This window comes from Streptomyces sp. JLBG701 (genome assembly GCF_058544905.1).
Window position 1 is genome coordinate 2,670,476 of sequence record NZ_CM178588.1, and the last position, 22,625, is coordinate 2,693,100.

Consider the following 22,625-nt stretch of genomic DNA (forward strand, 5'->3'; position numbering starts at 1 on the left):
GAAAGGGGCGGAATCCCGGCATGGGATCCCGCCCCTGTTCACTGACTGACGTCAGCCCTTGTCGTCGCTCTCGACGTCGACGTCGACGACCTCGTCCAAGGCAGCGTCTTCAGGCCCGTCTTCAGGCCCGTCCTCATCCTCATCCTCGTCTTCGACGGAGGCGTCCTGAGGCTGGGCGTCACGGTCGCTGTCGCCCTCCTCGACGAGAGCGTCGACGAACTCCACGCCGTCCAGCTCCGCGAGCCGGTCGGATGCGTCCGTGCTGCCGTCCTTGTCGGCCTCGATGGCCTTGGCGAACCACTCCCGCGCCTCACCCTCACGCCCGGCGGCAAGCAGGGCGTCGGCGTACGCGTACCGCAGCCGCGCGGTCCACGGCTGTACGGAGTTGGAGGCGAGCTCGGGGCTCTGCAGCGTCACGATGGCCGCGTCGATCTGGTCCATGTCACGCCGGGCACCGGCCGCGACGAGCCGCATCTCCACCTGGCCGGCCTTGTCGAGCTTGTGCACCTCGGGCGCCCCGGCCATGTCCAGCGCCTTCTCGGGCCGCCCGAGCCCACGCTCACAGTCCGCCATGACGGGCCACAGCTCCACGTTGCCGGTCATACGCCGCGCGGCCCGGAACTCCGCGAGCGCCTCGCTGTACTTCTGGTTCGCGTACGCCGCGAACCCAGCAGCCTCGCGTACGGCGGCGACACGCGACGCCAGCCGCAAGGCCACCTTGGAGTAGCCGTACGCGCCCTCGGGGTCCTCGTCTATGAGCCGGGCGACCATCACCAGGTTCTTGGCGACATCCTCGGCAAGCCCCTTCGGCAGACTCTGCAGTTCCTGCCGTACGTCCTTGTCGATCTCGTCGCCCGTGACGTCCTCGGGGATCGGCAGCCGCTTGATCGGCTCCCGGTCCCGGTCCCGCTCGTCACGGAACCGCCCACCACCGCGGCTGTCGTCACGCCGGTCATTGCCCCGGCGATCGTCACGTCCCCGGAAACCGCCGCCGCCGGCGGGCCGACCCCCACGGTCGTCGCGCCCACGGAAGCCACCGCCGGCAGGACGACCACCGCGGTCATCCCGACGGTCGTCGCTGCGGCCACGGAACCCACCGCGATCGTCGTCCCGACGGACAAACCCGCCGCGCTCACCACGGTTGTCGTCCCGGCCACGAGTGTCGTCCCGACGGAAACCACCACGGTCACCATCACGGCGGTCGTCATCACGCCGGAAGCCACCACGGTCGCCCCGGTCGTCACGTCCACGGAAGCCGCCACCACCTCCACCGCCGGCAGGACGGCCACCTCGGTCGTCGTCACGCCGGTAACCGCCGCCGGCAGGACGGGCACCACGGTTGTCGCGGTCACCGCGGTTGTCGTCCCGACGGAAGCCGCCACCACCGGCAGGACGACCACCACGGTCATCCTGACGATCGTCCCGACGGACAAAGCCACCGCGCTCACCGCGGTTGTCGTCCCGGCCACGGGTGTCGTCCCGACGGAAACCACCACGGTCACCATCACGCCGGTCGTCCCTGCGGTCGTCACGCCCGCGGAAGCCGCCACCACCGGCGGGGCGACCACCTCGGTCGTCGTCCCGGCGGTAACCGCCGCCCGCGGGACGGGCACCACGGTCGCCACGGTTGTCGCCGCGGTTGTCGTCGCGACGGAACCCACCACCGGCAGGACGGCCACCGCGGTCATCCCGACGGTCGTCGCTCCGACCTCGGAACCCACCACGGTCGCCTTCACCGCGGTCGTCACGGCGGTCATCGCGCCGAACGAAGCCACCGCGGTCGCCACCGCCACGGTTGTCGTCCCGACGGAAACCGCCACGGTCTCCTCGGTCGTCACGACGGGGTCCCGCCGGACGATCCGAGCGGTCCGGCCGGTCCGGCCGGTCCGAACGCTCGTCACGCCGGAAAGCGGGACGAGCCCCACGATCGCCGTCGCGTCGGTCATCGCGACGCGCAAAGCCGCCGCGGTCGCCACCGCCACGGTTGTCGTCCCGGCGGAAACCGCCGCCGCCACCGGGCCGATCGCCCCGGTCGTCACGCCGGGGAGCTGCCGGCCGGTCGTCACGGCGACCGTAGCCACCCGAGCCACCCGTCGGTCGGCCGCCACGGTCGGAACCACCACGGTCGTTGTCACGGCGATCACTGTCGCGGCGCGGACCACTTCGGTACCCGCCACGGTCGCCGCGGTCACCACTGTCCCGGCGGCGCTGGTCGCGCTCCGGGCGCTCGTCGGGAGAGTTGGTGGACATGATGGGTGACTCCTGTCTTCGGTACCGCAAGTCATTCTCGCGCAGTCGGCTAGCCGACGCGCTCCGGGCTGTTTTTGTCTCAAAAAACAAAAGGACCCCTGGTCCCAGCGTGAACGCTGGGACCAGGGGTCCTCCAAAGATTGTTCGGCGGCGTCCTACTCTCCCACAGGGTCCCCCCTGCAGTACCATCGGCGCTGTAAGGCTTAGCTTCCGGGTTCGGAATGTAACCGGGCGTTTCCCTCACGCTATGGCCACCGAAACCCTAATGGTTTCGAGCGAACAAGCACACTTTTCTGTTGTGTGGTTCAAGCTCTAGCCGACAACCGTTCGTTGTCTCAGAACTAACACAGTGGACGCGAGCAACTGAGGACAAGCCCTCGGCCTATTAGTACCAGTCACCTCCACCCGTTACCGGGCTTCCAGATCTGGCCTATCAACCCAGTCGTCTACTGGGAGCCTTAACCCCTCATGGGGGGTGGGAATACTCATCTCGAAGCAGGCTTCCCGCTTAGATGCTTTCAGCGGTTATCCCTCCCGAACGTAGCCAACCAGCCATGCCCTTGGCAGAACAACTGGCACACCAGAGGTTCGTCCGTCCCGGTCCTCTCGTACTAGGGACAGCCCTTCTCAATATTCCTGCGCGCGCAGCGGATAGGGACCGAACTGTCTCACGACGTTCTAAACCCAGCTCGCGTACCGCTTTAATGGGCGAACAGCCCAACCCTTGGGACCGACTCCAGCCCCAGGATGCGACGAGCCGACATCGAGGTGCCAAACCATCCCGTCGATATGGACTCTTGGGGAAGATCAGCCTGTTATCCCCGGGGTACCTTTTATCCGTTGAGCGACGGCGCTTCCACAAGCCACCGCCGGATCACTAGTCCCGACTTTCGTCCCTGCTCGACCCGTCGGTCTCACAGTCAAGCTCCCTTGTGCACTTACACTCAACACCTGATTGCCAACCAGGCTGAGGGAACCTTTGGGCGCCTCCGTTACTCTTTAGGAGGCAACCGCCCCAGTTAAACTACCCATCAGACACTGTCCCTGATCCGGATCACGGACCCAGGTTAGACATCCAGCACGACCAGACTGGTATTTCAACGACGACTCACCGCGAACTGGCGTCCGCGTTTCAAAGTCTCCCAGCTATCCTACACAAGCCGAACCGAACACCAATATCAAACTGTAGTAAAGGTCCCGGGGTCTTTCCGTCCTGCTGCGCGAAACGAGCATCTTTACTCGTAGTGCAATTTCACCGGGCCTATGGTTGAGACAGTCGAGAAGTCGTTACGCCATTCGTGCAGGTCGGAACTTACCCGACAAGGAATTTCGCTACCTTAGGATGGTTATAGTTACCACCGCCGTTTACTGGCGCTTAAGTTCTCAGCTTCGCCACCCCGAAGAGTGACTAACCGGTCCCCTTAACGTTCCAGCACCGGGCAGGCGTCAGTCCGTATACATCGCCTTACGGCTTCGCACGGACCTGTGTTTTTAGTAAACAGTCGCTTCTCGCTGGTCTCTGCGGCCACCCCCAGCTCGGAGAGCAAGTCCCCTCACCAGTGATGGCCCCCCTTCTCCCGAAGTTACGGGGGCATTTTGCCGAGTTCCTTAACCATAGTTCACCCGAACGCCTCGGTATTCTCTACCTGACCACCTGAGTCGGTTTAGGGTACGGGCCGCCATGAAACTCGCTAGAGGCTTTTCTCGACAGCATAGGATCATCCACTTCACCACAATCGGCTCGGCATCAGGTCTCAGACTATGTGCCAGGCGGATTTGCCTACCTGACGTCCTACACCCTTACCCCGGGACAACCACCGCCCGGGCTGGACTACCTTCCTGCGTCACCCCATCACTCACCTACTACCACCTTGGGCCGGCGGCTCCACCACTCCCCTCAACTCCGAAGAGATCAGGGCGGCTTCACGGCCTTAGCATTAATGGGCTCGATGTTTGACGCTTCGCAGCGGGTACCGGAATATCAACCGGTTATCCATCGACTACGCCTGTCGGCCTCGCCTTAGGTCCCGACTTACCCTGGGCAGATCAGCTTGACCCAGGAACCCTTAGTCAATCGGCGCACACGTTTCCCACGTGTGTATCGCTACTCATGCCTGCATTCTCACTCGTGAACCGTCCACCACTAGCTTCCGCTGCGGCTTCACCCGGCACACGACGCTCCCCTACCCATCCCAGCGGGCGTTGGCCCTCATGCTGGAATGACACGACTTCGGCGGTACGCTTGAGCCCCGCTACATTGTCGGCGCGGAATCACTAGACCAGTGAGCTATTACGCACTCTTTCAAGGGTGGCTGCTTCTAAGCCAACCTCCTGGTTGTCTCTGCGACTCCACATCCTTTCCCACTTAGCGTACGCTTAGGGGCCTTAGTCGATGCTCTGGGCTGTTTCCCTCTCGACCATGGAGCTTATCCCCCACAGTCTCACTGCCGCGCTCTCACTTACCGGCATTCGGAGTTTGGCTAAGGTCAGTAACCCGGTAGGGCCCATCGCCTATCCAGTGCTCTACCTCCGGCAAGAAACACACGACGCTGCACCTAAATGCATTTCGGGGAGAACCAGCTATCACGGAGTTTGATTGGCCTTTCACCCCTAACCACAGGTCATCCCCCAGGTTTTCAACCCTGGTGGGTTCGGTCCTCCACGAAGTCTTACCTCCGCTTCAACCTGCCCATGGCTAGATCACTCCGCTTCGGGTCTTGAGCGCGCTACTGTATCGCCCTGTTCGGACTCGCTTTCGCTACGGCTTCCCCACACGGGTTAACCTCGCAACACACCGCAAACTCGCAGGCTCATTCTTCAAAAGGCACGCAGTCACGAGACATCAAGCAAGCTTGATGTCCGACGCTCCCACGGCTTGTAGGCACACGGTTTCAGGTACTATTTCACTCCGCTCCCGCGGTACTTTTCACCATTCCCTCACGGTACTATCCGCTATCGGTCACCAGGGAATATTTAGGCTTAACGGGTGGTCCCGCCAGATTCACACGGGATTTCTCGGGCCCCGTGCTACTTGGGTGTCTCTCAAACGAGCCGCTGATGTTTCGACTACGGGGGTCTTACCCTCTACGCCGGACCTTTCGCATGTCCTTCGCCTACATCAACGGTTTCTGACTCGTCTCACAGCCGGCAGACTGTGAAAGAGAGATCCCACAACCCCGCACACGCAACCCCTGCCGGGTCTCACACGTATACGGTTTGGCCTCATCCGGTTTCGCTCGCCACTACTCCCGGAATCACGGTTGTTTTCTCTTCCTGCGGGTACTGAGATGTTTCACTTCCCCGCGTTCCCTCCACATACCCTATGTGTTCAGGTATGGGTGACAGCCCATGACGACTGCCGGGTTTCCCCATTCGGAAACCCCCGGATCAAAGCCTGGTTGACGACTCCCCGGGGACTATCGTGGCCTCCCACGTCCTTCATCGGTTCCTGGTGCCAAGGCATCCACCGTGCGCCCTTAAAAACTTGGCCACAGATGCTCGCGTCCACTGTGCAGTTCTCAAACAACGACCAACCACCCATCACCCCGAACCAGCAGGTTCGAGTGCACTGGGGCCGGCACTGAAGGCAGCCTCATCGGCCGTACCCTCAGACACCCAACAGCGTGCCCGGCCCGGTCCCGCCCGAAGATCATGCTTTCCACGCCCTCCGAAGAGGGCAGTACTCGCAAGCCTCCGACCCGTGAACCAGACCGAATAATCAACGTTCCACCCATGAGCAACCACCGCAGAACGTTTGCCTGCGTAGTGGCCTCTGACCCGGACAAGTCCGAGTGAGAAGTGCTCCTTAGAAAGGAGGTGATCCAGCCGCACCTTCCGGTACGGCTACCTTGTTACGACTTCGTCCCAATCGCCAGTCCCACCTTCGACAGCTCCCTCCCCGCAAGGGGGTTGGGCCACCGGCTTCGGGTGTTACCGACTTTCGTGACGTGACGGGCGGTGTGTACAAGGCCCGGGAACGTATTCACCGCAGCAATGCTGATCTGCGATTACTAGCAACTCCGACTTCATGGGGTCGAGTTGCAGACCCCAATCCGAACTGAGACAGGCTTTTTGAGATTCGCTCCGCCTCACGGCATCGCAGCTCATTGTACCTGCCATTGTAGCACGTGTGCAGCCCAAGACATAAGGGGCATGATGACTTGACGTCGTCCCCACCTTCCTCCGAGTTGACCCCGGCGGTCTCCTGTGAGTCCCCATCACCCCGAAGGACATGCTGGCAACACAGAACAAGGGTTGCGCTCGTTGCGGGACTTAACCCAACATCTCACGACACGAGCTGACGACAGCCATGCACCACCTGTACACCGACCACAAGGGGGGCACCATCTCTGATGCTTTCCGGTGTATGTCAAGCCTTGGTAAGGTTCTTCGCGTTGCGTCGAATTAAGCCACATGCTCCGCTGCTTGTGCGGGCCCCCGTCAATTCCTTTGAGTTTTAGCCTTGCGGCCGTACTCCCCAGGCGGGGAACTTAATGCGTTAGCTGCGGCACCGACGACGTGGAATGTCGCCAACACCTAGTTCCCACCGTTTACGGCGTGGACTACCAGGGTATCTAATCCTGTTCGCTCCCCACGCTTTCGCTCCTCAGCGTCAGTAATGGCCCAGAGATCCGCCTTCGCCACCGGTGTTCCTCCTGATATCTGCGCATTTCACCGCTACACCAGGAATTCCGATCTCCCCTACCACACTCTAGTCTGCCCGTATCGAATGCAGACCCGGGGTTAAGCCCCGGGCTTTCACATCCGACGCGACAGACCGCCTACGAGCTCTTTACGCCCAATAATTCCGGACAACGCTTGCGCCCTACGTATTACCGCGGCTGCTGGCACGTAGTTAGCCGGCGCTTCTTCTGCAGGTACCGTCACTTGCGCTTCTTCCCTGCTGAAAGAGGTTTACAACCCGAAGGCCGTCATCCCTCACGCGGCGTCGCTGCATCAGGCTTTCGCCCATTGTGCAATATTCCCCACTGCTGCCTCCCGTAGGAGTCTGGGCCGTGTCTCAGTCCCAGTGTGGCCGGTCGCCCTCTCAGGCCGGCTACCCGTCGTCGCCTTGGTGAGCCACTACCTCACCAACAAGCTGATAGGCCGCGGGCTCATCCTGCACCGCCGGAGCTTTCAACCATCCCAGATGCCCGAGACGGTGTTATCCGGTATTAGACCCCGTTTCCAGGGCTTGTCCCAGAGTGCAGGGCAGATTGCCCACGTGTTACTCACCCGTTCGCCACTAATCCCCACCGAAGCGGTTCATCGTTCGACTTGCATGTGTTAAGCACGCCGCCAGCGTTCGTCCTGAGCCAGGATCAAACTCTCCGTGAATGTTTACCGGTAATCCGGTGCACACATCACGAGAGCGGAACAGCCAGGCGGAATAAGCCCGGCCGTTCACAGCGTCCTCGCTGTGTTTTCTTCAAAGGAACCTCGCCACCGGAATAATCCGATGGACGGGGTATCAACATATCTGGCGTTGATTTTTGGCACGCTGTTGAGTTCTCAAGGAACGGACGCTTCCTTTGTACTCACCCTCTCGGGCTTTCCTCCGGGCGCTTCCCTTCGGTCTTGCGTTTCCGACTCTATCAGACCGTTTCCGGTCCGAATTCCCTGTCGGCGGGATTGTCTTGAGCTCTGGGCTTTCGCTCCGTCGGCCTTTCGACATTCACTACGTTAGCCGATTCCCGCGCCAACTCATAATCGAGTTCCGCAGGTTCGAATTCAGACATGCGAGCATGCCGAAATCGCCCCCGCTGAGGGGAAGTCGTAGGTAGTGGGTGGCCGCTTCCGGCTGCTGGCGAAACGCCGTACCCGGTTCAAGCGGCTCGGGCTACGTTACGGTCCCCCCAGGGACGCGTCAAGTTGAGCGACGTCGGGGTGTATGGGCCCGATAAGGGCTCACCGTCGGGTCGTTGGCGATCCAGTAGCGCCACGGGTGGACTCCACCGTCGCCGGACACTCCGGTGCGGGGGCCGTTGCGTACCTGGTCGCGGGGTACGGGGGTGCCCGGCAGGACCGTGAGAGGGGCTCCCTCGACCGCGCACGCGTCCGTGCCGTCCAGGGCTCGGTCCACGCCCAGGGCCGTGGCCAGCCGGGCGGGCCCTTTGGCCAGTTCTTTGTCATTTCGGGCCGAGAGTCGACGTTTACGAGCCAGCTCGGCGCCCTCAACGACCTCGCCGGCCCGCAGCAGCACCGCGCTCGCCCTGCCCTCCGGACCGCACACCAGGTTCATGCAGTGCCACATGCCGTAGGTGAAGTAGACGTACACATGACCGGGCGGACCGAACATCACGTCATTGCGGGGCGTGCGGCCGCGATAGGCGTGGGAGCCGGGGTCGTTCGGGCCGTCGTAGGCCTCGACCTCTGTGAGGCGCAGGGCGATCGGACCATCGGGGGTGGTGCGTACGAGGATGCGGCCCAAGAGGTCGGGGGCCACTTCCAGTACGGGCCGGTCGAAGAACGCCCTGTGGAGGGGCGTACGGTCGGGGGTCGCGATCATGGCGTCCGAGCGTAGTGCAGAGCGGTCTGCGTGAGTGGGGTGGTCAGTGGCCGCTCGCCTTGCCAGGGTGTGGGCGCGGAACCGGTTACGGCCGGATCGCGTTTGTAGGGATCAAGGGTCCATGCGCAAGTAAAGAGGAGAGACATGGCGTTCAAGAAGCTGCTCGCGAGCCTGGGGGCCGGCGGGGCTTCGGTCGAGACGGTGCTGACCGAGGTCAACGTCGTCCCGGGCGGCGTCGTTCAGGGTGAGGTGCGGATCCAGGGCGGGTCCGTCAACCAGGAGATCCAGGGGCTGTCGGTCGGGCTGCAGGCCCGCGTCGAGGTCGAGGGCCAGGACACCGAGTACAAGCAGGACGTCCAGTTCACGAAGGTGCAGCTGGGCGGTGCCTTCGAGGTTCAGGCCGGTGCCGTGCACGCCGTGCCGTTCGGCCTGGAGATTCCCTGGGAGACGCCGGTCACGATGATCGACGGACAGGCCCTGCGCGGGATGAACATCGGGGTGACCACGGAGCTGGCGATCGCGCGTGCCGTGGACTCCGGTGACCTGGACCCGGTCAACGTGCACCCGCTGCCGGCGCAGAAGGCGATCCTGGACGCGTTCATCCAGCTCGGCTTCCGGTTCAAGAACGCGGACCTGGAGCGCGGGCACATCCGGGGTACGCGGCAGAAGCTGCCGTTCTACCAGGAGATCGAGTTCTTCCCGCCGCAGCAGTACCGGGGGCTGAACCAGGTCGAGTTGAGCTTCGTCGCGGACGAGAACACGATGGACGTCATTCTGGAGATGGACAAGAAGCCGGGTCTGTTCAGCGAGGGCAGCGACACGTTCCGGTCGTTCCAGGTGGGGCTGCACGACTTCCACGCGACGGACTGGACGGCGTACCTCAACCAGTGGCTGTCGGAGGTCGGCAGCAAGCGCAACTGGTTCTAGGCTCGTCACCCACGGAACGAACCGATCAGGAGGTACCGAGGTGACCGAGCTCAAGAGGCGGCCGCTCCCCCATGACTTCCATCCGCCAGTGCCGTCTTTCGCGGTCACGAGTGAGGATGTCGAGGCGGGTTCGACACTCAAGGACGCTCAGGTCTACGCGGCCGGCAACACCTCGCCGCAGCTGCGGTGGGAGGGTTTCCCGGCCGAGACCAAGAGTTTCGCCGTGACCTGCTACGACCCGGACGCCCCTACGGGGAGCGGGTTCTGGCACTGGGTCCTGTTCGACATCCCGGCCTCGGTGACCGAGCTGCCGGTGGGTGCGGGCAGCGGCAAGTTCGAGGGGCTGCCGGAGGGTGCCGTACAGGCGCGCAACGACTACGGGTCGAAGGACTTCGGTGGTGCCGCCCCGCCGCCCGGGGACGGGCCGCACCGCTATGTGTTCACGGTGTACGCCGTGGATCAGGAGAAGCTGGGTCCGGATTCGGACGCTTCTCCCGCGTATGTGGGCTTCAACCTGCGATTCCACGCGCTGGCACGTGCCCAGCTGATCGGTGAGTACGAGAATCCCGCTGAAGCCTGACGTTCATTGAACGTTTGCCCGCCTCTGGTCATGGAAGTGATCAGGGGCGGGCAGTTTTTATTGCGTTGTCCATCTCGGCGTGCCCGGCCAGAGTTGATCCAGCCCGCCAAGGGGTGGGCCGGTGCGCGGAGGAGGTGGGCTGGATGCGGGACACGCTGGTGCTGAACGCGAGCTTTGAGCCGCTGTCGACGGTGACATTGAATCGAGCCGTCGTTCTGGTGCTCCAGGACAAGGCCGTCGTCGAGCAGGCCCACCCCGAACTGCGTATGCGCGGAGCCGCGGTGGACATACCCGCGCCCCGGGTGATCAGACTGTGCCGCTATGTACGGGTGCCCTTCCGAAGACAAGCTCCGTGGTCGAGGCGGGGTGTCCTGGTGCGGGACAGGCACAGGTGCGCGTACTGCGGTAGGCGGGCGACGACCGTGGACCACGTGGTGCCTCGGGCGCAGGGTGGGCAGGACTCCTGGCTGAACACCGTGGCCTCGTGTGCCGAGGACAACCACCGCAAGGCCGCCCGGACTCCGGAGCAGGCGGGCATGCCGCTGCTGCGGCAGCCGTTCGAGCCGTCGCCTGCGAACGCGATGCTGCTGTCGCTGGGGCACGAGGACTTCGACGCCCTGCCGGACTGGCTGGTACGAGACGCCGCCTAGCCGGCGGCTGATGTGACTGGGGCCCACCTCCCGAGGGAGATGGGCCCCATTGTCGTACGGCCGCTGTCGTGTCAGTCGATCGACGGCTTCTCTCGGCGTTCGTTGCCGCCGCCTGAGCCGCCGGAGTTGCCTCCGTCGCTCGAACCGCCGCCGAACGGGCCCATGTTGCCCATGGCGCCGGAGAGGCCCTTGAGGGCGTCGCCGATTTCGCTGGGGACGATCCAGAGCTTGTTGGCGTCGCCTTCGGCGATCTTCGGGAGCATCTGGAGGTACTGGTAGCTGAGGAGCTTCTGGTCGGCGTCTCCGGCGTGGATCGCCTCGAAGACCGTGCGGACGGCCTGGGCCTCGCCCTCGGCGCGCAGGGCGGCGGCCTTGGCCTCACCCTCGGCGCGCAGGATCTGGGACTGCTTCTCACCTTCGGCGGTGAGGATGGCAGCCTGGCGCGTACCTTCGGCGGTGAGGATCGCGGCGCGCTTGTCTCGGTCGGCGCGCATCTGCTTCTCCATCGAGTCCTGGATGGAGGTGGGCGGTTCGATCGCCTTCAGCTCGACGCGGTTGACTCGGATGCCCCACTTGCCTGTCGCCTCGTCCAGTACGCCGCGCAGGGCCGCGTTGATCTCCTCGCGGGAGGTGAGGGTGCGTTCGAGGTCCATGCCACCGATGATGTTGCGGAGGGTGGTGACCGTCAGCTGCTCAATTGCCTGGATGTAGCTGGCCACTTCGTACGTCGCGGCCCGCGCGTCGGTCACCTGGTAGTAGATGACCGTGTCGATGTTGACGACCAGGTTGTCCTGGGTGATCACCGGCTGCGGCGGGAACGGGACGACCTGTTCACGCAGGTCGATGCGGTTGCGGATCGTGTCGATGAACGGGACCACGATGTTGAGGCCAGCGTTGAGCGTCCGCGTGTAGCGGCCGAAGCGCTCCACGATGGCGGCACTGGCCTGCGGGATGACTTGGATCGTCTTGATCAGGGCGATGAAGACCAACACCACCAGGATGATCAAGACGATGATGACCGGTTCCATCGTTGCTTCCCCGTACCCTTCTCCGCCTCGGCACTTTCGGAAGATCTTATGCTTGTTGAAGATCTTGCTGGTCGAGTGTGACAGACCGTCGTGCAGCTCGTGGGGCGTTCGTTCAGTTGCGTCGTACCCCGATTGGCGAGGTCACATGACGATTGCCGTGGCCCCCTCGATGTCCACGACGTCCACCTCTTGCCCCGCTTCGTAGATGCGGTCGGTGTCGAGCGCGCGTGCCGACCAGATCTCGCCGGCGAGTTTGATCCGGCCGCCGGCCGAGCCATCGACACGCTCCAGTACGAGAGCCTGTTTGCCCTTCAACGCCTCGACGCCTGTGGCGAGTTGGGGTCGCTGGGCGCGATGCCGGGTCGCGATGGGCCGTACGACGGCGATGAGGGCCACCGAGACGATCGCGAAGACGAGTACCTGGGCCACCACTCCGCCGCCCAGTCCGGCGACGGCCGCCGCTGCGCCGGCGCCCACCGCGAGCATGCCGAATTCCGGCATCGCGGTCACCACGAGCGGGATTCCCAGTGCGGCCGCGCCGACCAGCCACCACACCCATGCGTCGATGTCGTTCACATGGTCAATGGTAGGACCGTAGGACCTGCACGGACAGGGCGCGATGGGACCGGAACCGGCTTCTTACCCGTGTTCTCGCGGGGACTTCACCGCATCACGACATCGGGAGGCCCTGTGCGGTCCAGCGTTCGCCGACCTGTTCGACGACGAGCGGGAGGCCGAAGCAGAGGGAGAGGTTGCGGGAGGAGAGTTCGAGCTCCAGCGGGCCCGCGGCGAGGACCTTGCCCTGGCGGATCATCAGGACGTGGGTGAAGCCGGGGGCGATCTCCTCGACATGGTGCGTGACCATGATCATGGAGGGGGCGATGGGGTCGCGGGCGAGGCGGCCGAGACGGCGTACGAGGTCCTCGCGGCCACCGAGGTCGAGGCCGGCGGCGGGCTCGTCGAGGAGGAGGAGTTCGGGGTCGGTCATCAGGGCGCGGGCGATGAGGGTGCGCTTGCGTTCGCCCTCGGACAGCGTGCCGAACTTGCGGTCCAGGTAGTCGCTCATGCCGAGGCGGTCGAGGAAGGCGCGGGCGCGCTGCTCGTCGATGTCCTCGTAGTCCTCGTGCCAGCCGGCGGTCATGCCGTACGCGGCCGTCAGTACCGTCTGGAGTACGGTCTGGCGCTTGGGGAGCTTCTCGGCCATGGCGATGCCGGCCACGCCGATGCGGGGGCGCAGTTCGAAGACGTCGACCTTGCCGAGGGTCTCGCCGAGGATGGTGGCGGTGCCGCTGCTGGGGAAGAGGTAGCTGGACGCGACGTTCAGAAGGGTCGTCTTTCCGGCGCCGTTGGGACCGAGAATGACCCAGCGCTCACCTTCCTTGACCGACCAGGAGACCTGGTCCACCAGAGCCCGGCCCTCCCGGACCACGGATACGTCCTCCAGCTCCAGAACATCGCTCATGAGCGCGCTGTCTCCCATTGCAGTGTCGGCCTTCTCGGCTGTCGCGTGCGCCGGTAGGCGCAGCCCTCGAAGAAATCTACGCCACCGGCCCGGCAGTCCATTCCATCGGTCCGGTCCTTAGGGTGGAGGCATGCTTTCGGAACCACGTTCAGGACGCCTTGCGGCATGGGGAAATGCCCTGTTGGCCGGACTTGTCTCGCCGGACGACGCGGTACTCGCCATCGTCGGCGAGGACGCCGTGCATCGGGTGGAGGGGCTGCCGGGCGAGTCGGCGCCGGTCGGGCTCACGTTCGCGCTGGGGCGGCTGCGGACGCTCGGAGTGACCGGGCTGCGGGTCGCGCTGCCCGCGCCGGGGCATCCGCTGGGGCTGAGCGGACCGCCGGAGTTCAACGCGCGGGCGCTGGACGCCGAGGAGGCGGTGACCTGTTTCGGGGCCGCGCTGGGCCTGGTGCCCGAGGTGTACGAGGCCGGGCCCCAGGGTGATGTGCATGTCGAGGTCGTCTGGCACGTGCTTCCCGTGCGGGAGGCGCCGCCTGCCGATGTGCCGTCGTTGGGTGAGGCCGAGCGGGAGCTCGCGGAGGCGTTGCGGGACGCGACGGCTGTGTTGTCGCGGCTCGATGTCGCCGGGTCCGGGCCGGTTGCCGAGGCGGCCATCGACGCGTATCGGGCGCGGGCCGAGCGGGGGCGGGAGGTGTTGGCGCCGGGGTATCCGCCGCGGGCGGTGCGGGTGCTGGAGCTGGCGCAGCGGGTGGGGGTGCTGATTTCCGTCGCCGGCGAGAACGGGCATGGGGGTGCGGTGAGTGCGTCCGAGATCGCTGCGCGGGGGGATGCGTTGCGGCCTGTGGAACGGACGGCTCGGCGGGCGCAGGTCGCGGCGTACAACTCCGTTGTGGAGGAGCGGGAGCGGGGGGTGCGGTGAGCGTCCTCTTCTTGGTGGCCGGCGTTCGGGTGGGCGTCCCTGGGGGCTGCGCCCCCAGACCCCCGCTCCGGCCCTGAACGGGCCTTGTCCTCAAACGCCGGACGGGCTGAGATACCTGGACCGGCGTCTAGATGTGCACGCCTCACGGCCTGAAATGTGCCGGCATCCGACCCGGCCGCGGGTCGTACGCCATCCAACGCCGGAAAGGATCATTGGGCGGAAAAGCCGACCGGCCTCCCGGAGCGAAGTGCTCGGGAGGCCGGAGGTCGCTGCCGGGTCCGTGACAGACCTCAGCGGTTGATGCCCAGGTTGCCGAAGGCGGGGTTCAGCACACCGATGACGTTCACGCTGTTGCCGACCGCGTTCACCGGGACGTGGACCGGGACCTGGACGAGGTTGCCCGAGAGGACACCCGGAGAGCCCACGGCCTTGCCGTCCGCGTGCGAGCCGTCGGTGGCGGAGGCCATACCGGCGCCCGCGGCCACCAGCCCACCGGCCACCATCGTCACGGCCGCTACCTTCTTCAGGTTCTTCACTTCTAAGCCCTCCTAGCGATCGCCGCGGCAGTCGCCGCAGCACGCACTGGAGAACGGCGGAGATCCACAAAGGATGCGCCATCCGGGGGACATTCCCACGACGGTATGAATCTCACTCCGGAACGAGACGTTCCGTATTGCCGGTCGTCTTGGCGGTCGTCATGGCTTGTCCGTCGCCTTCCATGGGCTTTGTCAGGCCACACCGTGGCGTACCGCCCACAGCGCCGCCTGGGTGCGGTCCGCCAGGTCGAGTTTCATCAGGATGTTCGAGACGTGGGTCTTCACTGTCTTCTCGGACAGGACCAGGGCGCGGGCGATCTCGCGGTTCGAGCGGCCGTCCGCTATCAGGCCGAGCACCTCGCGCTCCCGTTCCGTGAGGGAACCTCCTCTGCCCTGGCCCGAGTTGGCCTCCTCCTGGGAGAGCAGCGCGCCCGCGACCTCCGGCTGGAGCAGGATGTGGCCGGCGTGGACCGAGCGGATGGCTCCGGCCAGGGCGTCGGGGTCGACGTCCTTGTAGACGTATCCGGCGGCGCCCGCGCGCAGGGCCGGGATCACCGTGCGCTGTTCGGTGAAGCTGGTGACGATCAGCACGCGCGCGGGGTTGGCGAGTTCGCGGAGCTTGCGCAGCGCGTCGATGCCGTCCATGCCCGGCATCTTGACGTCCATGAGGACGATGTCGGGCCGCAACTCCTCGGCGCGGGCGACTCCTTCGGCGCCGTCGGCCGCCTCGCCCACGACCTCGATGTCGTCCTGTACCTCAAGGAACGTGCGCAGGCCGCGGCGGACCACCTGGTGGTCGTCGACGATCAGCACCTTGATTGCGTCAGCCACCGGGGACCTCCATCTCGATCGTGGTGCCCTTTCCGGGCGCCGATTCCACCGTCAGCCCGCCGCCGACCCCGCTCGCCCGGTCCCGCATCGAGACCAGGCCGAGGTGGCGTCCCGCGCTGCGGGTCGTGTGGGGGTCGAAGCCGCTGCCGTCGTCCGTGACCCGCAGGACCGCGCCACAGCCGCGCTTGTCCACGCTCACGTCGACCCTGGCCGCCCCGGAGTGCCGCAGGGCGTTGTGCAGGGCCTCCTGGGCGACGCGGAGCATGGCCTCCTCCTGGGCGGCCGGCAGCGCGCGGACGCCGTGGGCGGTGAAGGTCACGCGCGCGGTGTGGGCGCGGTCGAGGACCTGGATGTGGGTGCGGAGGGTGGCGACCAGGCCGTCCTCGTCGAGGGCCGCGGGGCGCAACTCGACGACGGCGGCGCGCAGTTCGTCGACGGCCTCCGCCGCGAGCGCGGCCACCTGCTGCAACTCGCCCTTGGCGCGGGACGGGTCGCGGTCCACCAGGGCGGCGGCGGCCTGTGCCGTCAGGCGCAGGGAGAACAGCTTCTGGCTGACCGCGTCGTGCAGTTCATGGGCCAGCCGGGAGCGCTCCTCGGCGATCGTCAGTTCGCGGCTGCGCTCGTACAGGCGGGCGTTGGTCAGGGCGATCGCCGCGTGCTGGGCGAGGATCGACAGCAGTTCCTCGTCGTCCTCGGTGAAGCCGCAGCTGCCTTCGGGCTTGGGGCAGCTCTTGTTGGCGAGGAACAGGGCGCCGATGACCTCGTCGCCGTCGCGGATCGGCAGGCCCAGGAAGTCGGACATGTCGGGGTGGGCGGACGGCCAGCCCTCGAAGCGGGGGTCCTTGCGGACGTCGGCGAGGCGCTCGGGCCTGGCCTCGCGCAGCATCGCGGCGAGGATGCCGTGCTGGCGCGGGAGCGGGCCGATGGCCTTCCACTGCTCGTCGCTGACGCCGTCGACCACGAACTGGGCGAAGCCTCCGTGGTCGTCCGGGACGCCCAGTGCGGCGTACTGCGCGTCGAGCAGCTCGCGGGCCGAGGCGACGATCGTCTTGAGGACGTCGCGCACCTCTAGATGCCTGCTCATGGCCAGCAGCGCGGTGCTCACCGCGGCCAGACCGGACCGGGGGCCTTGACTCATGCCCTCACGCTACCGGCGGGGTCCGACAACGCGGATCGGGCTGTTGGCGGGGGCGCCTAGGGCGGTGGGTCTAGGACCGGTCCTAGGGCGGAGGTCCCCAGTTCGGTGGCTTAGGGCAAAGGGCCCCGCCGTCTTGGGGCCCGCGTCCGACGCGGTGGGGAGGGTCCGGTTCCTACGTTGAGGTCACCGCCGATCAGAGGCGGGCGAGGAACGAGGGGACGGTTGTCATGCCGGTAGCGATCATCACGGGGGCCTCGAAGGGGCTGGGGCGGGCGCTCGCCGAGGCCCTGGCGGCGCGGGGCTGGGATCTGGTGCTGGACGCCAGGACCGAGGAGGCCCTCAGGGAGGCGGCCGGGGCCCTGTCCGTGCACGGGACTCGTGTGGAGGCTCTGGCCGGGGACGTCACAGACGTACGGCACCGGGCCGAGCTGGTGGCGGCCGCGTGGAAGTTCGGCGGCGTGGACCTGGTGGTGAACAACGCCAGCGCGCTGGGCGCCGAGCCGCTCGTACGACTGGACGAACTGCCCCTGGAGGGGCTGCGGCGGGCGCTGGAGGTGAACGTGGTGGCCGCGCTGGGTCTGGTCCAGGAGGCGCTGCCGCTGCTGCGGGAGGCCCGGGCGGGTGCGGTGATCGCGGTCAGCTCGGACGCGGCCGCGGAGGCCTACGAGACGTGGGGCGGCTACGGGGCGTCCAAGGCGGCCCTCGACCACCTCACGGCGGTGCTCGCGGCGGAGGAGCCCGGTCTGCGGGTCTGGGCGGTCGACCCCGGGGACATGGGGACGGACCTGTACGCGGCGGCCGTACCGGACGACAAGGAGCCGCGACCGGAGCCGGCCGGTGTGGTGCCGGCCTTCCTGCGGCTACTGGAGGAGCGGCCGGCTAGCGGGCGGTACGCGGCGCCGGCGCTGCTGGAGGTGACTCGATGACGGGCCGCACAACCGACGGACGGAGTCCGGCGTCAAGAGGATCCGGCGAGCCGCCCACGCGCGGGCGGTGCAGCGTGCCGGGTCTGGCGGAGGGGCGATGACGCATGCGGTGAGGGTTCCGGAGGAGTTGTCGGCGCGGGTGCCGGCCGAGCAGCGTGGGCCCGGGCTCGGGCGGGACGACGTACGGCTGCTGGTGTCGTGTGGGACCGAGGTGTCGCATCACGTGTTCGGGGAGCTGCCGGGGTTGCTGCGGGCCGGGGATCTGCTGGTCGTCAACACGTCGTCCACGCTGGCCGCCGCGGTGGACGGGCGGATCGGGCACGCGCGCGTGGTGGTGCATTTCTCCACGCTCGGGGACGACGGGCGGTGGGCCGTTGAGCTGCGGGATCCGGACGGGCGGGGCACCACGCGTGCGCGTGCGGGAGGGCCCGCGGGGACGGAGGTGCGGCTGGCCGGGGACGTAGGGCTGGTGTTGGAGGAACCGCTGAGCCGGGACGGTGAGCGGCTGTGGTGGGCCCGGGTGTCGGGGGGCGGGGTGCTCGGGCTGTTGCGGGAGCACGGGCGGCCCATTCGTTACTCCTATACGGAGCGGGATCAGCCGTTGTCCGTGTATCAGACGGTGTTCGCGCTGCCGTCGGCCGACGGGGCGGGCAGTGCGGAGATGCCGAGTGCCGCGCGGCCCTTCACGGCACGGCTGGTGGCCGAGCTGGTGAGCCGGGGGGTGCAGTTCGCGCCGATCACGCTGCACACCGGGGTCGCCTCGGCCGAGGCGCACGAGCCGCCGTATCCGGAGCGGTTCGCGGTGCCGGAGGCGTCGGCCCGGCTGATCAACTCGGTGCGGGCGGGAGAAGGGCGGGTCATCGCGGTCGGGACTACTGCCGTGCGGGCCGTGGAGTCCGCTGTCGGGGCCGACGGGGTCGTGCGGGCGGCCGAGGGGTGGACCGATCTGGTCGTCACTCCCGAGCGCGGGGTGCGGGTGGTGGACGGGCTGCTGACGGGGCTGCACGAGCCGGAGGCCTCGCATCTGCTGATGCTGGAGGCGATCGCGGGGCGGGCGGCGGTCGACCGCGGGTACGAGGAGGCGCTGCGCGGGTTCTACCTGTGGCACGAGTTCGGGGACGTGCATCTCGTCCTTCCGGAGGAGGAGCCTCACTCAGAGCGTTGCTTCAGCAACTGCTGGTGAGACTGCTACCTGCTCGATGTGAGCCCGCACATAGGGCGCAAATCACGTACGAGGGTAGATAGGAGATAAGGGGGCCCCTCATGAGCGGGACAGACTGCCTAGTCTGTCCCGTTTTGCCCTTCCTGGGTCCACTACCCGGGATCGTAGGTCACACCTTTGCCACCGCATTTTGCGGCCGCTAAGAATGGCAGCCGTCGCTCAGCGCCGTGGGTCCTGCCCGCGGCGTTTGTGCCGGAAGCACCCGTGTCCCCCATCGGACGATGAGCGACCTCCGCGCTATTCGAAGAGGTCCACCCGCCATGCCCGAGAACAGCAACAGTCGTGGTCGTAGTCGTGCGCTGACCAAGACCCACAAGATCGCGCTCGCCGGTGTCGCCACCCTCGGCGCCGCCGCCCTCGCCTTCTCCGTGGTTCCCGCGAACGCCGAGACGACCACGTCCGAGGCCGGCGCGGCGACCTCGGTGGCGTACAGCTCCGAGCAGCTGAAGGACCTCCAGACCGGCGTCAGCGAGCAGCTGGCCGAGGCCGACTCCAGCCTCCAGGCCAAGGCCACCGAGGCCACCGAGGCCAAGGCGAAGGCCGCGGCTGCGGCCGCCGCGAAGAAGAAGGCCGCCGCCGACGCCGCCGCCGCCAAGAAGAAGGCCGCCGCCGCCGACGCCGCCAAGAAGGCGGCCGCGGAGAAGAAGGCCGCCGCGGACCGCAAGGCGAAGGAAGCCGCGAGCCGGTCCGCGCAGCGCGCCAAGGTCAAGGCGGTCGCCGCGAAGACCTACGCCAACAACCTCGACGGCTGGATCAAGGAATCCCTGGACATCATGAAGTCCAAGGGCATCCCGGGCACGTACAACGGCCTGTACCGCAACATCATGCGGGAGTCCTCCGGCAACCCGAACGCCATCAACGGCTGGGACATCAACGCCATCAACGGCACCCCGTCGATCGGTCTGCTGCAGATCATCAAGCCGACCTTCGACGCGTACCACGTCTCGGGCACGGCCTGGAGCCAGTACGACCCGGTCGCCAACATCACCGCCTCCGCGAACTACGCGGCCGACAAGTACGGCTCGATCGACAACGTCAACGGCGCCTACTAAGCGCTCCGCTGGATAAGCGCGTCATCGCTACTTGCGCATGACCTCTGGCTCGTGGCGGCGCAAGAAGCGGGCCACGAAGAAGCCGAGGACCACGCCGATGGCGATGAGGGCGATCATGTCGAGGCCCCAGGCGCTTACCGTGTGATCCCAGAGGGGGTCGGTCGAGTCGCCCGGCTTGACGGGCGGGTTGACCTTGTTGAAGTCCAGGGTGGCGCCCGCGGCGGCGACCGCCCAGCGCGACGGCATGAGGTACGAGAGTTCGTTGACGCCGATCGTGCCGTTCAGGGTGAACAGGCAGCCGGTGAAGACGACCTGGATGATCGCGAACATGACCAGCAGCGGCATGGTCTTCTCGGACGTCTTCACCAGCGCGGAGATGATCAGGCCGAACATCATCGAGGTGAACCCGAGACCCATGATCGGCAGGCACAGCTCCGCGAGGGTGGCGCTGCCGAGGACCAGGCCCTCCTTCGGGAGCCCACGGCTGGCGAACCCGATGAGGCCGACCATCAGTCCTTGCAGGACGGTGATCACGCCGAGCACGACCACCTTGGACATCAGATACGCCGAGCGGGACAGGCCGGTGGCGCGCTCCCGCTCGTAGATGACCCGTTCCTTGATCAGTTCACGGACGGAGTTGGCGGCGCCGGCGAAGCAGGCGCCGACCGCGAGGATCAGCAGGACGGTGGTGGCGGTGCTGTTCGGCTCGGGGAGTTTGGTCCTCGGGTCGATGGGTTTGGGCAGGAGGGGGTCGCCGAAGTCGATGAGCAGGCTCACCGCGCCGAGGACGAGCGGCAGGATCACCGTCAGGGCCAGGAAGCCCTTGTCGGAGGCGATGACCGAGACATAGCGGCTCACCAGGGTGCCGAACTGGCTCATCCAGCCCTGCGGCTTCCGCGGTTTCATCGCCTGCATCGGAGGCATCTGTACGGACTGTGGCGCGACGGCGTCTATGTCGGCGGCGTAGATCTGGTAGTGCTGCGAGCCCCGCCAGCGTCCGGCCCAGTCGTAGTCGCGGTAGTTCTCGAAGGCGGAGAAGACGTCGGCCCAGGTGTCGTAGCCGAAGAAGTTCAGTGCCTCCTCCGGCGGGCCGAAGTAGGCGACCGCGCCGCCCGGCGCCATGACCAGGAGCTTGTCGCACAGAGCCAGTTCGGCCACGGAGTGGGTGACCACGAGGACGGTGCGGCCGTCGTCGGCGAGGCCGCGCAGCAGCTGCATGACGTCGCGGTCCATGCCCGGGTCGAGGCCGGAGGTGGGCTCGTCGAGGAAGATCAGCGATGGCTTGGTGAGCAGCTCCAGGGCCACGGAGACGCGCTTGCGCTGGCCGCCGGAGAGGGAGGTGACCTTCTTCTCCTTGTGGATGTCGAGCTTCAGCTCACGCAGCACCTCGTCTATGCGCGACTGGCGCTCCTCGCCCGTGGTGTCGGCGGGGAAGCGCAGTTTGGCCGCGTACTTGAGGGCCTTCTTGACGGTCAGTTCCTTGTGCAGGATGTCGTCCTGCGGCACCAGACCGATGCGCTGGCGCAGTTCGGCGAACTGCTTGTAGAGGTTCCGGTTGTCGTAGAGGACGTCACCCTGGTTGGCGGGCCGGTAGCCGGTGAGCGCCTTGAGCAGGGTGGACTTTCCGGAGCCGGACGGGCCGATGACCGCGACCAGCGACTTCTCCGGGACGCCGAAGGAGACATCCTTGAGGATCTGCTTGCCGCCGTCGACCGTGACGGTCAGATGGCGGGCCGAGAAGGAGATCTCACCGGTGTCGACGAACTCCTCGAGGCGGTCGCCGACCAGGCGGAACGTGGAGTGGCCGACGCCCACGATGTCGTTGGGGCCGAGCAGCGCCGAGCCGCCCTTGGGGATCGGCTGGCCGTTGACGTACGTGCCGTTGTGCGAGCCCAGGTCACGGATCTCGTAGCGGCCGTCGGGCGTCGCGTGGAACTCGGCGTGATGGCGCGAGACCTGCAGGTCGGAGACGACCAGCTCGTTCTCCAGGGCACGGCCGATGCGCATCACGCGGCCCAGCAGGAGCTGGTGGAACGTGGTCGGGCTACGGTCGCCGTAGACCGGCGGCGCTCCCGCGCCGACGCCGGGGCCCTGCTGCTGCGGGATGTGCGGCGCGGACTGCTGTGGCGCGGACTGCTGTGGCGTGGCCTGTTGCGGCGGCTGCCAGCTCTGCTCGGGTGTCTGCGGCGCCTGTTGGCCCCAGGCGGCGCCCGCGCCCTGTGCCGCGTACGGCTGTTGCTGGGGCTGTGCCTGCGGCGAGGCGACGGAGGCCGCGGTGCCGGACAGGTTCAGGCGTGGTCCGTCGGTCGCGTTGCCGAGGTGCACGGCCGAGCCCGGGCCGATCTCCATCTGGTGGACCCGCTGGCCCTGCACGAACGTGCCGTTGGTGCTGCCGTGGTCGTCGATGACCCAACTCCGGCCGCCCCAGCTGATCGTGGCGTGACGCCAGGACACCCTGGCGTCGTCGAGCACGATGTCCCCCTGCGGATCGCGGCCCAGCGTGTAGGGCCTGGACTGGTCGAGCGTCCAGGTCCGTCCATTCAGTTCCAGTACGAGTTCCGGCACTCCATGCCCCACCTGAGTAGTCCCCCGAGAT

At 66.6% G+C, this 22,625-nt stretch carries 16 protein-coding genes, 3 rRNA genes and 1 pseudogene; 7 read left to right on the forward strand and 13 right to left on the reverse strand.

Going from position 1 to position 22,625, the window contains the following annotated elements; genetic code table 11:
- Window positions 1-51: 51 nt before the first annotated feature.
- The 6 genes and pseudogenes from AC5DRG_RS12200 to AC5DRG_RS12225 form a co-directional block, all read right to left on the reverse strand.
- Entirely contained in the window at window positions 52-879 is an 828-nt protein-coding gene (locus AC5DRG_RS12200) for a tetratricopeptide repeat protein (RefSeq protein WP_491813022.1), read from the reverse strand.
- Between the two features lie 498 nt (window positions 880-1,377).
- Window positions 1,378-1,917, reverse strand: a pseudogene (locus AC5DRG_RS12205) (hypothetical protein); the annotation flags it as partial.
- 475 nt (window positions 1,918-2,392) lie between these two features.
- Window positions 2,393-2,509, reverse strand: a 5S ribosomal RNA gene (gene rrf / locus AC5DRG_RS12210).
- Between the two features lie 106 nt (window positions 2,510-2,615).
- Window positions 2,616-5,740 (reverse strand): 23S ribosomal RNA (locus AC5DRG_RS12215).
- 319 nt (window positions 5,741-6,059) lie between these two features.
- Window positions 6,060-7,587 (reverse strand): 16S ribosomal RNA (locus AC5DRG_RS12220).
- Together the 16S, 23S and 5S rRNA genes form the textbook arrangement of a ribosomal RNA operon.
- Window positions 7,588-8,116: 529 nt before the next feature.
- Window positions 8,117-8,758, reverse strand: coding sequence for a DNA-3-methyladenine glycosylase (locus tag AC5DRG_RS12225; RefSeq protein ID WP_491810099.1), 642 nt, complete (start codon window positions 8,756-8,758; stop codon window positions 8,117-8,119).
- A gap of 144 nt (window positions 8,759-8,902) precedes the next feature.
- On the opposite strand from AC5DRG_RS12225, the gene AC5DRG_RS12230 reads away from it, so the two are divergent.
- From AC5DRG_RS12230 to AC5DRG_RS12240, 3 genes are all read left to right on the forward strand, one after another.
- Window positions 8,903-9,685 (forward strand): sporulation protein, encoded by a 783-nt coding sequence (locus AC5DRG_RS12230; protein WP_491810101.1) that lies wholly within the window; start codon window positions 8,903-8,905, stop codon window positions 9,683-9,685.
- 40 nt (window positions 9,686-9,725) lie between these two features.
- On the forward strand, window positions 9,726-10,265 hold the full coding sequence (locus tag AC5DRG_RS12235) for a YbhB/YbcL family Raf kinase inhibitor-like protein (RefSeq protein WP_491810102.1): 540 nt from the start codon (window positions 9,726-9,728) through the stop codon (window positions 10,263-10,265).
- A gap of 143 nt (window positions 10,266-10,408) precedes the next feature.
- On the forward strand, window positions 10,409-10,915 hold the full coding sequence (locus tag AC5DRG_RS12240; protein ID WP_491810104.1) for an HNH endonuclease: 507 nt from the start codon (window positions 10,409-10,411) through the stop codon (window positions 10,913-10,915).
- A gap of 71 nt (window positions 10,916-10,986) precedes the next feature.
- Here the strand turns inward: AC5DRG_RS12240 and AC5DRG_RS12245 are convergent, their stop codons facing one another.
- The 3 genes from AC5DRG_RS12245 to AC5DRG_RS12255 form a co-directional block, all read right to left on the reverse strand.
- Window positions 10,987-11,943, reverse strand: a complete 957-nt coding sequence (locus tag AC5DRG_RS12245; RefSeq protein ID WP_491810106.1) for an SPFH domain-containing protein — start codon at window positions 11,941-11,943, stop codon at window positions 10,987-10,989.
- A 141-nt stretch (window positions 11,944-12,084) separates the two neighbouring features.
- Window positions 12,085-12,519 (reverse strand): NfeD family protein, encoded by a 435-nt coding sequence (locus AC5DRG_RS12250; protein ID WP_491810108.1) that lies wholly within the window; start codon window positions 12,517-12,519, stop codon window positions 12,085-12,087.
- A 94-nt stretch (window positions 12,520-12,613) separates the two neighbouring features.
- Window positions 12,614-13,405: an ABC transporter ATP-binding protein gene (locus AC5DRG_RS12255; protein WP_491810110.1), complete on the reverse strand. Its 792-nt coding sequence runs from the start codon at window positions 13,403-13,405 to the stop codon at window positions 12,614-12,616.
- 130 nt (window positions 13,406-13,535) lie between these two features.
- Here AC5DRG_RS12255 and AC5DRG_RS12260 point away from each other — a divergent pair, with 130 nt between their 5' ends.
- On the forward strand, window positions 13,536-14,324 hold the full coding sequence (locus AC5DRG_RS12260) for an Rv1486c family protein (RefSeq protein ID WP_491810112.1): 789 nt from the start codon (window positions 13,536-13,538) through the stop codon (window positions 14,322-14,324).
- 290 nt (window positions 14,325-14,614) lie between these two features.
- Here the strand turns inward: AC5DRG_RS12260 and chpE are convergent, their stop codons facing one another.
- The 3 genes from chpE to AC5DRG_RS12275 all read right to left on the reverse strand — a co-directional run bounded on the left by chpE (window position 14,615) and on the right by AC5DRG_RS12275 (window position 16,829).
- A complete protein-coding gene (gene chpE, locus AC5DRG_RS12265) occupies window positions 14,615-14,860 on the reverse strand; it encodes a chaplin ChpE (protein WP_491810114.1) in 246 nt (81 codons plus the stop codon).
- A 192-nt stretch (window positions 14,861-15,052) separates the two neighbouring features.
- Window positions 15,053-15,691, reverse strand: a complete 639-nt coding sequence (locus AC5DRG_RS12270) for a response regulator (protein ID WP_491810116.1) — start codon at window positions 15,689-15,691, stop codon at window positions 15,053-15,055.
- Window positions 15,684-16,829: a GAF domain-containing sensor histidine kinase gene (locus AC5DRG_RS12275; protein WP_491810117.1), complete on the reverse strand. Its 1,146-nt coding sequence runs from the start codon at window positions 16,827-16,829 to the stop codon at window positions 15,684-15,686. Before AC5DRG_RS12275 ends, AC5DRG_RS12270 begins: the two co-directional genes overlap by 8 nt.
- A 227-nt stretch (window positions 16,830-17,056) precedes the next feature.
- Between AC5DRG_RS12275 and AC5DRG_RS12280 the strand changes: the two genes are divergently transcribed.
- The 3 genes from AC5DRG_RS12280 (at window position 17,057) to AC5DRG_RS12290 (ending at window position 20,029) form a co-directional block, all read left to right on the forward strand.
- The gene (locus AC5DRG_RS12280) at window positions 17,057-17,755 is read left to right on the forward strand and encodes an SDR family NAD(P)-dependent oxidoreductase (protein WP_491810118.1); all 699 of its coding nucleotides are present in this window, start codon (window positions 17,057-17,059) and stop codon (window positions 17,753-17,755) included.
- Window positions 17,756-17,852: 97 nt separating this feature from the next.
- Window positions 17,853-18,938: an S-adenosylmethionine:tRNA ribosyltransferase-isomerase gene (locus AC5DRG_RS12285; RefSeq protein ID WP_491810119.1), complete on the forward strand. Its 1,086-nt coding sequence runs from the start codon at window positions 17,853-17,855 to the stop codon at window positions 18,936-18,938.
- Between the two features lie 299 nt (window positions 18,939-19,237).
- Complete coding sequence (locus tag AC5DRG_RS12290; protein ID WP_491810121.1) at window positions 19,238-20,029, forward strand: transglycosylase SLT domain-containing protein; 792 nt, start codon at window positions 19,238-19,240, stop codon at window positions 20,027-20,029.
- A gap of 27 nt (window positions 20,030-20,056) precedes the next feature.
- On the opposite strand, the gene AC5DRG_RS12295 is transcribed toward AC5DRG_RS12290, so the two are convergent.
- A complete protein-coding gene (locus AC5DRG_RS12295; RefSeq protein ID WP_491810123.1) occupies window positions 20,057-22,594 on the reverse strand; it encodes an ABC transporter ATP-binding protein/permease in 2,538 nt (845 codons plus the stop codon).
- Window positions 22,595-22,625: the final 31 nt, after the last annotated feature.

Excerpts from the sequence above, each read along its gene's own strand:
- AC5DRG_RS12225 (WP_491810099.1), bottom strand. The coding sequence starts at position 8,758 with ATGATCGCGACCCCCGACCGTACGCCCCTCCACAGGGCGTTCTTCGAC.
- AC5DRG_RS12230 (WP_491810101.1), top strand. The coding sequence starts at position 8,903 with ATGGCGTTCAAGAAGCTGCTCGCGAGCCTGGGGGCCGGCGGGGCTTCG.
- AC5DRG_RS12240 (WP_491810104.1), top strand. The coding sequence starts at position 10,409 with ATGCGGGACACGCTGGTGCTGAACGCGAGCTTTGAGCCGCTGTCGACG.
- AC5DRG_RS12245 (WP_491810106.1), bottom strand. The coding sequence starts at position 11,943 with ATGGAACCGGTCATCATCGTCTTGATCATCCTGGTGGTGTTGGTCTTC.
- AC5DRG_RS12255 (WP_491810110.1), bottom strand. The coding sequence starts at position 13,405 with ATGAGCGATGTTCTGGAGCTGGAGGACGTATCCGTGGTCCGGGAGGGC.
- AC5DRG_RS12260 (WP_491810112.1), top strand. The coding sequence starts at position 13,536 with ATGCTTTCGGAACCACGTTCAGGACGCCTTGCGGCATGGGGAAATGCC.
- AC5DRG_RS12275 (WP_491810117.1), bottom strand. The coding sequence starts at position 16,829 with ATGAGTCAAGGCCCCCGGTCCGGTCTGGCCGCGGTGAGCACCGCGCTG.
- AC5DRG_RS12280 (WP_491810118.1), top strand. The coding sequence starts at position 17,057 with ATGCCGGTAGCGATCATCACGGGGGCCTCGAAGGGGCTGGGGCGGGCG.
- AC5DRG_RS12285 (WP_491810119.1), top strand. The coding sequence starts at position 17,853 with ATGACGCATGCGGTGAGGGTTCCGGAGGAGTTGTCGGCGCGGGTGCCG.
- AC5DRG_RS12290 (WP_491810121.1), top strand. The coding sequence starts at position 19,238 with ATGCCCGAGAACAGCAACAGTCGTGGTCGTAGTCGTGCGCTGACCAAG.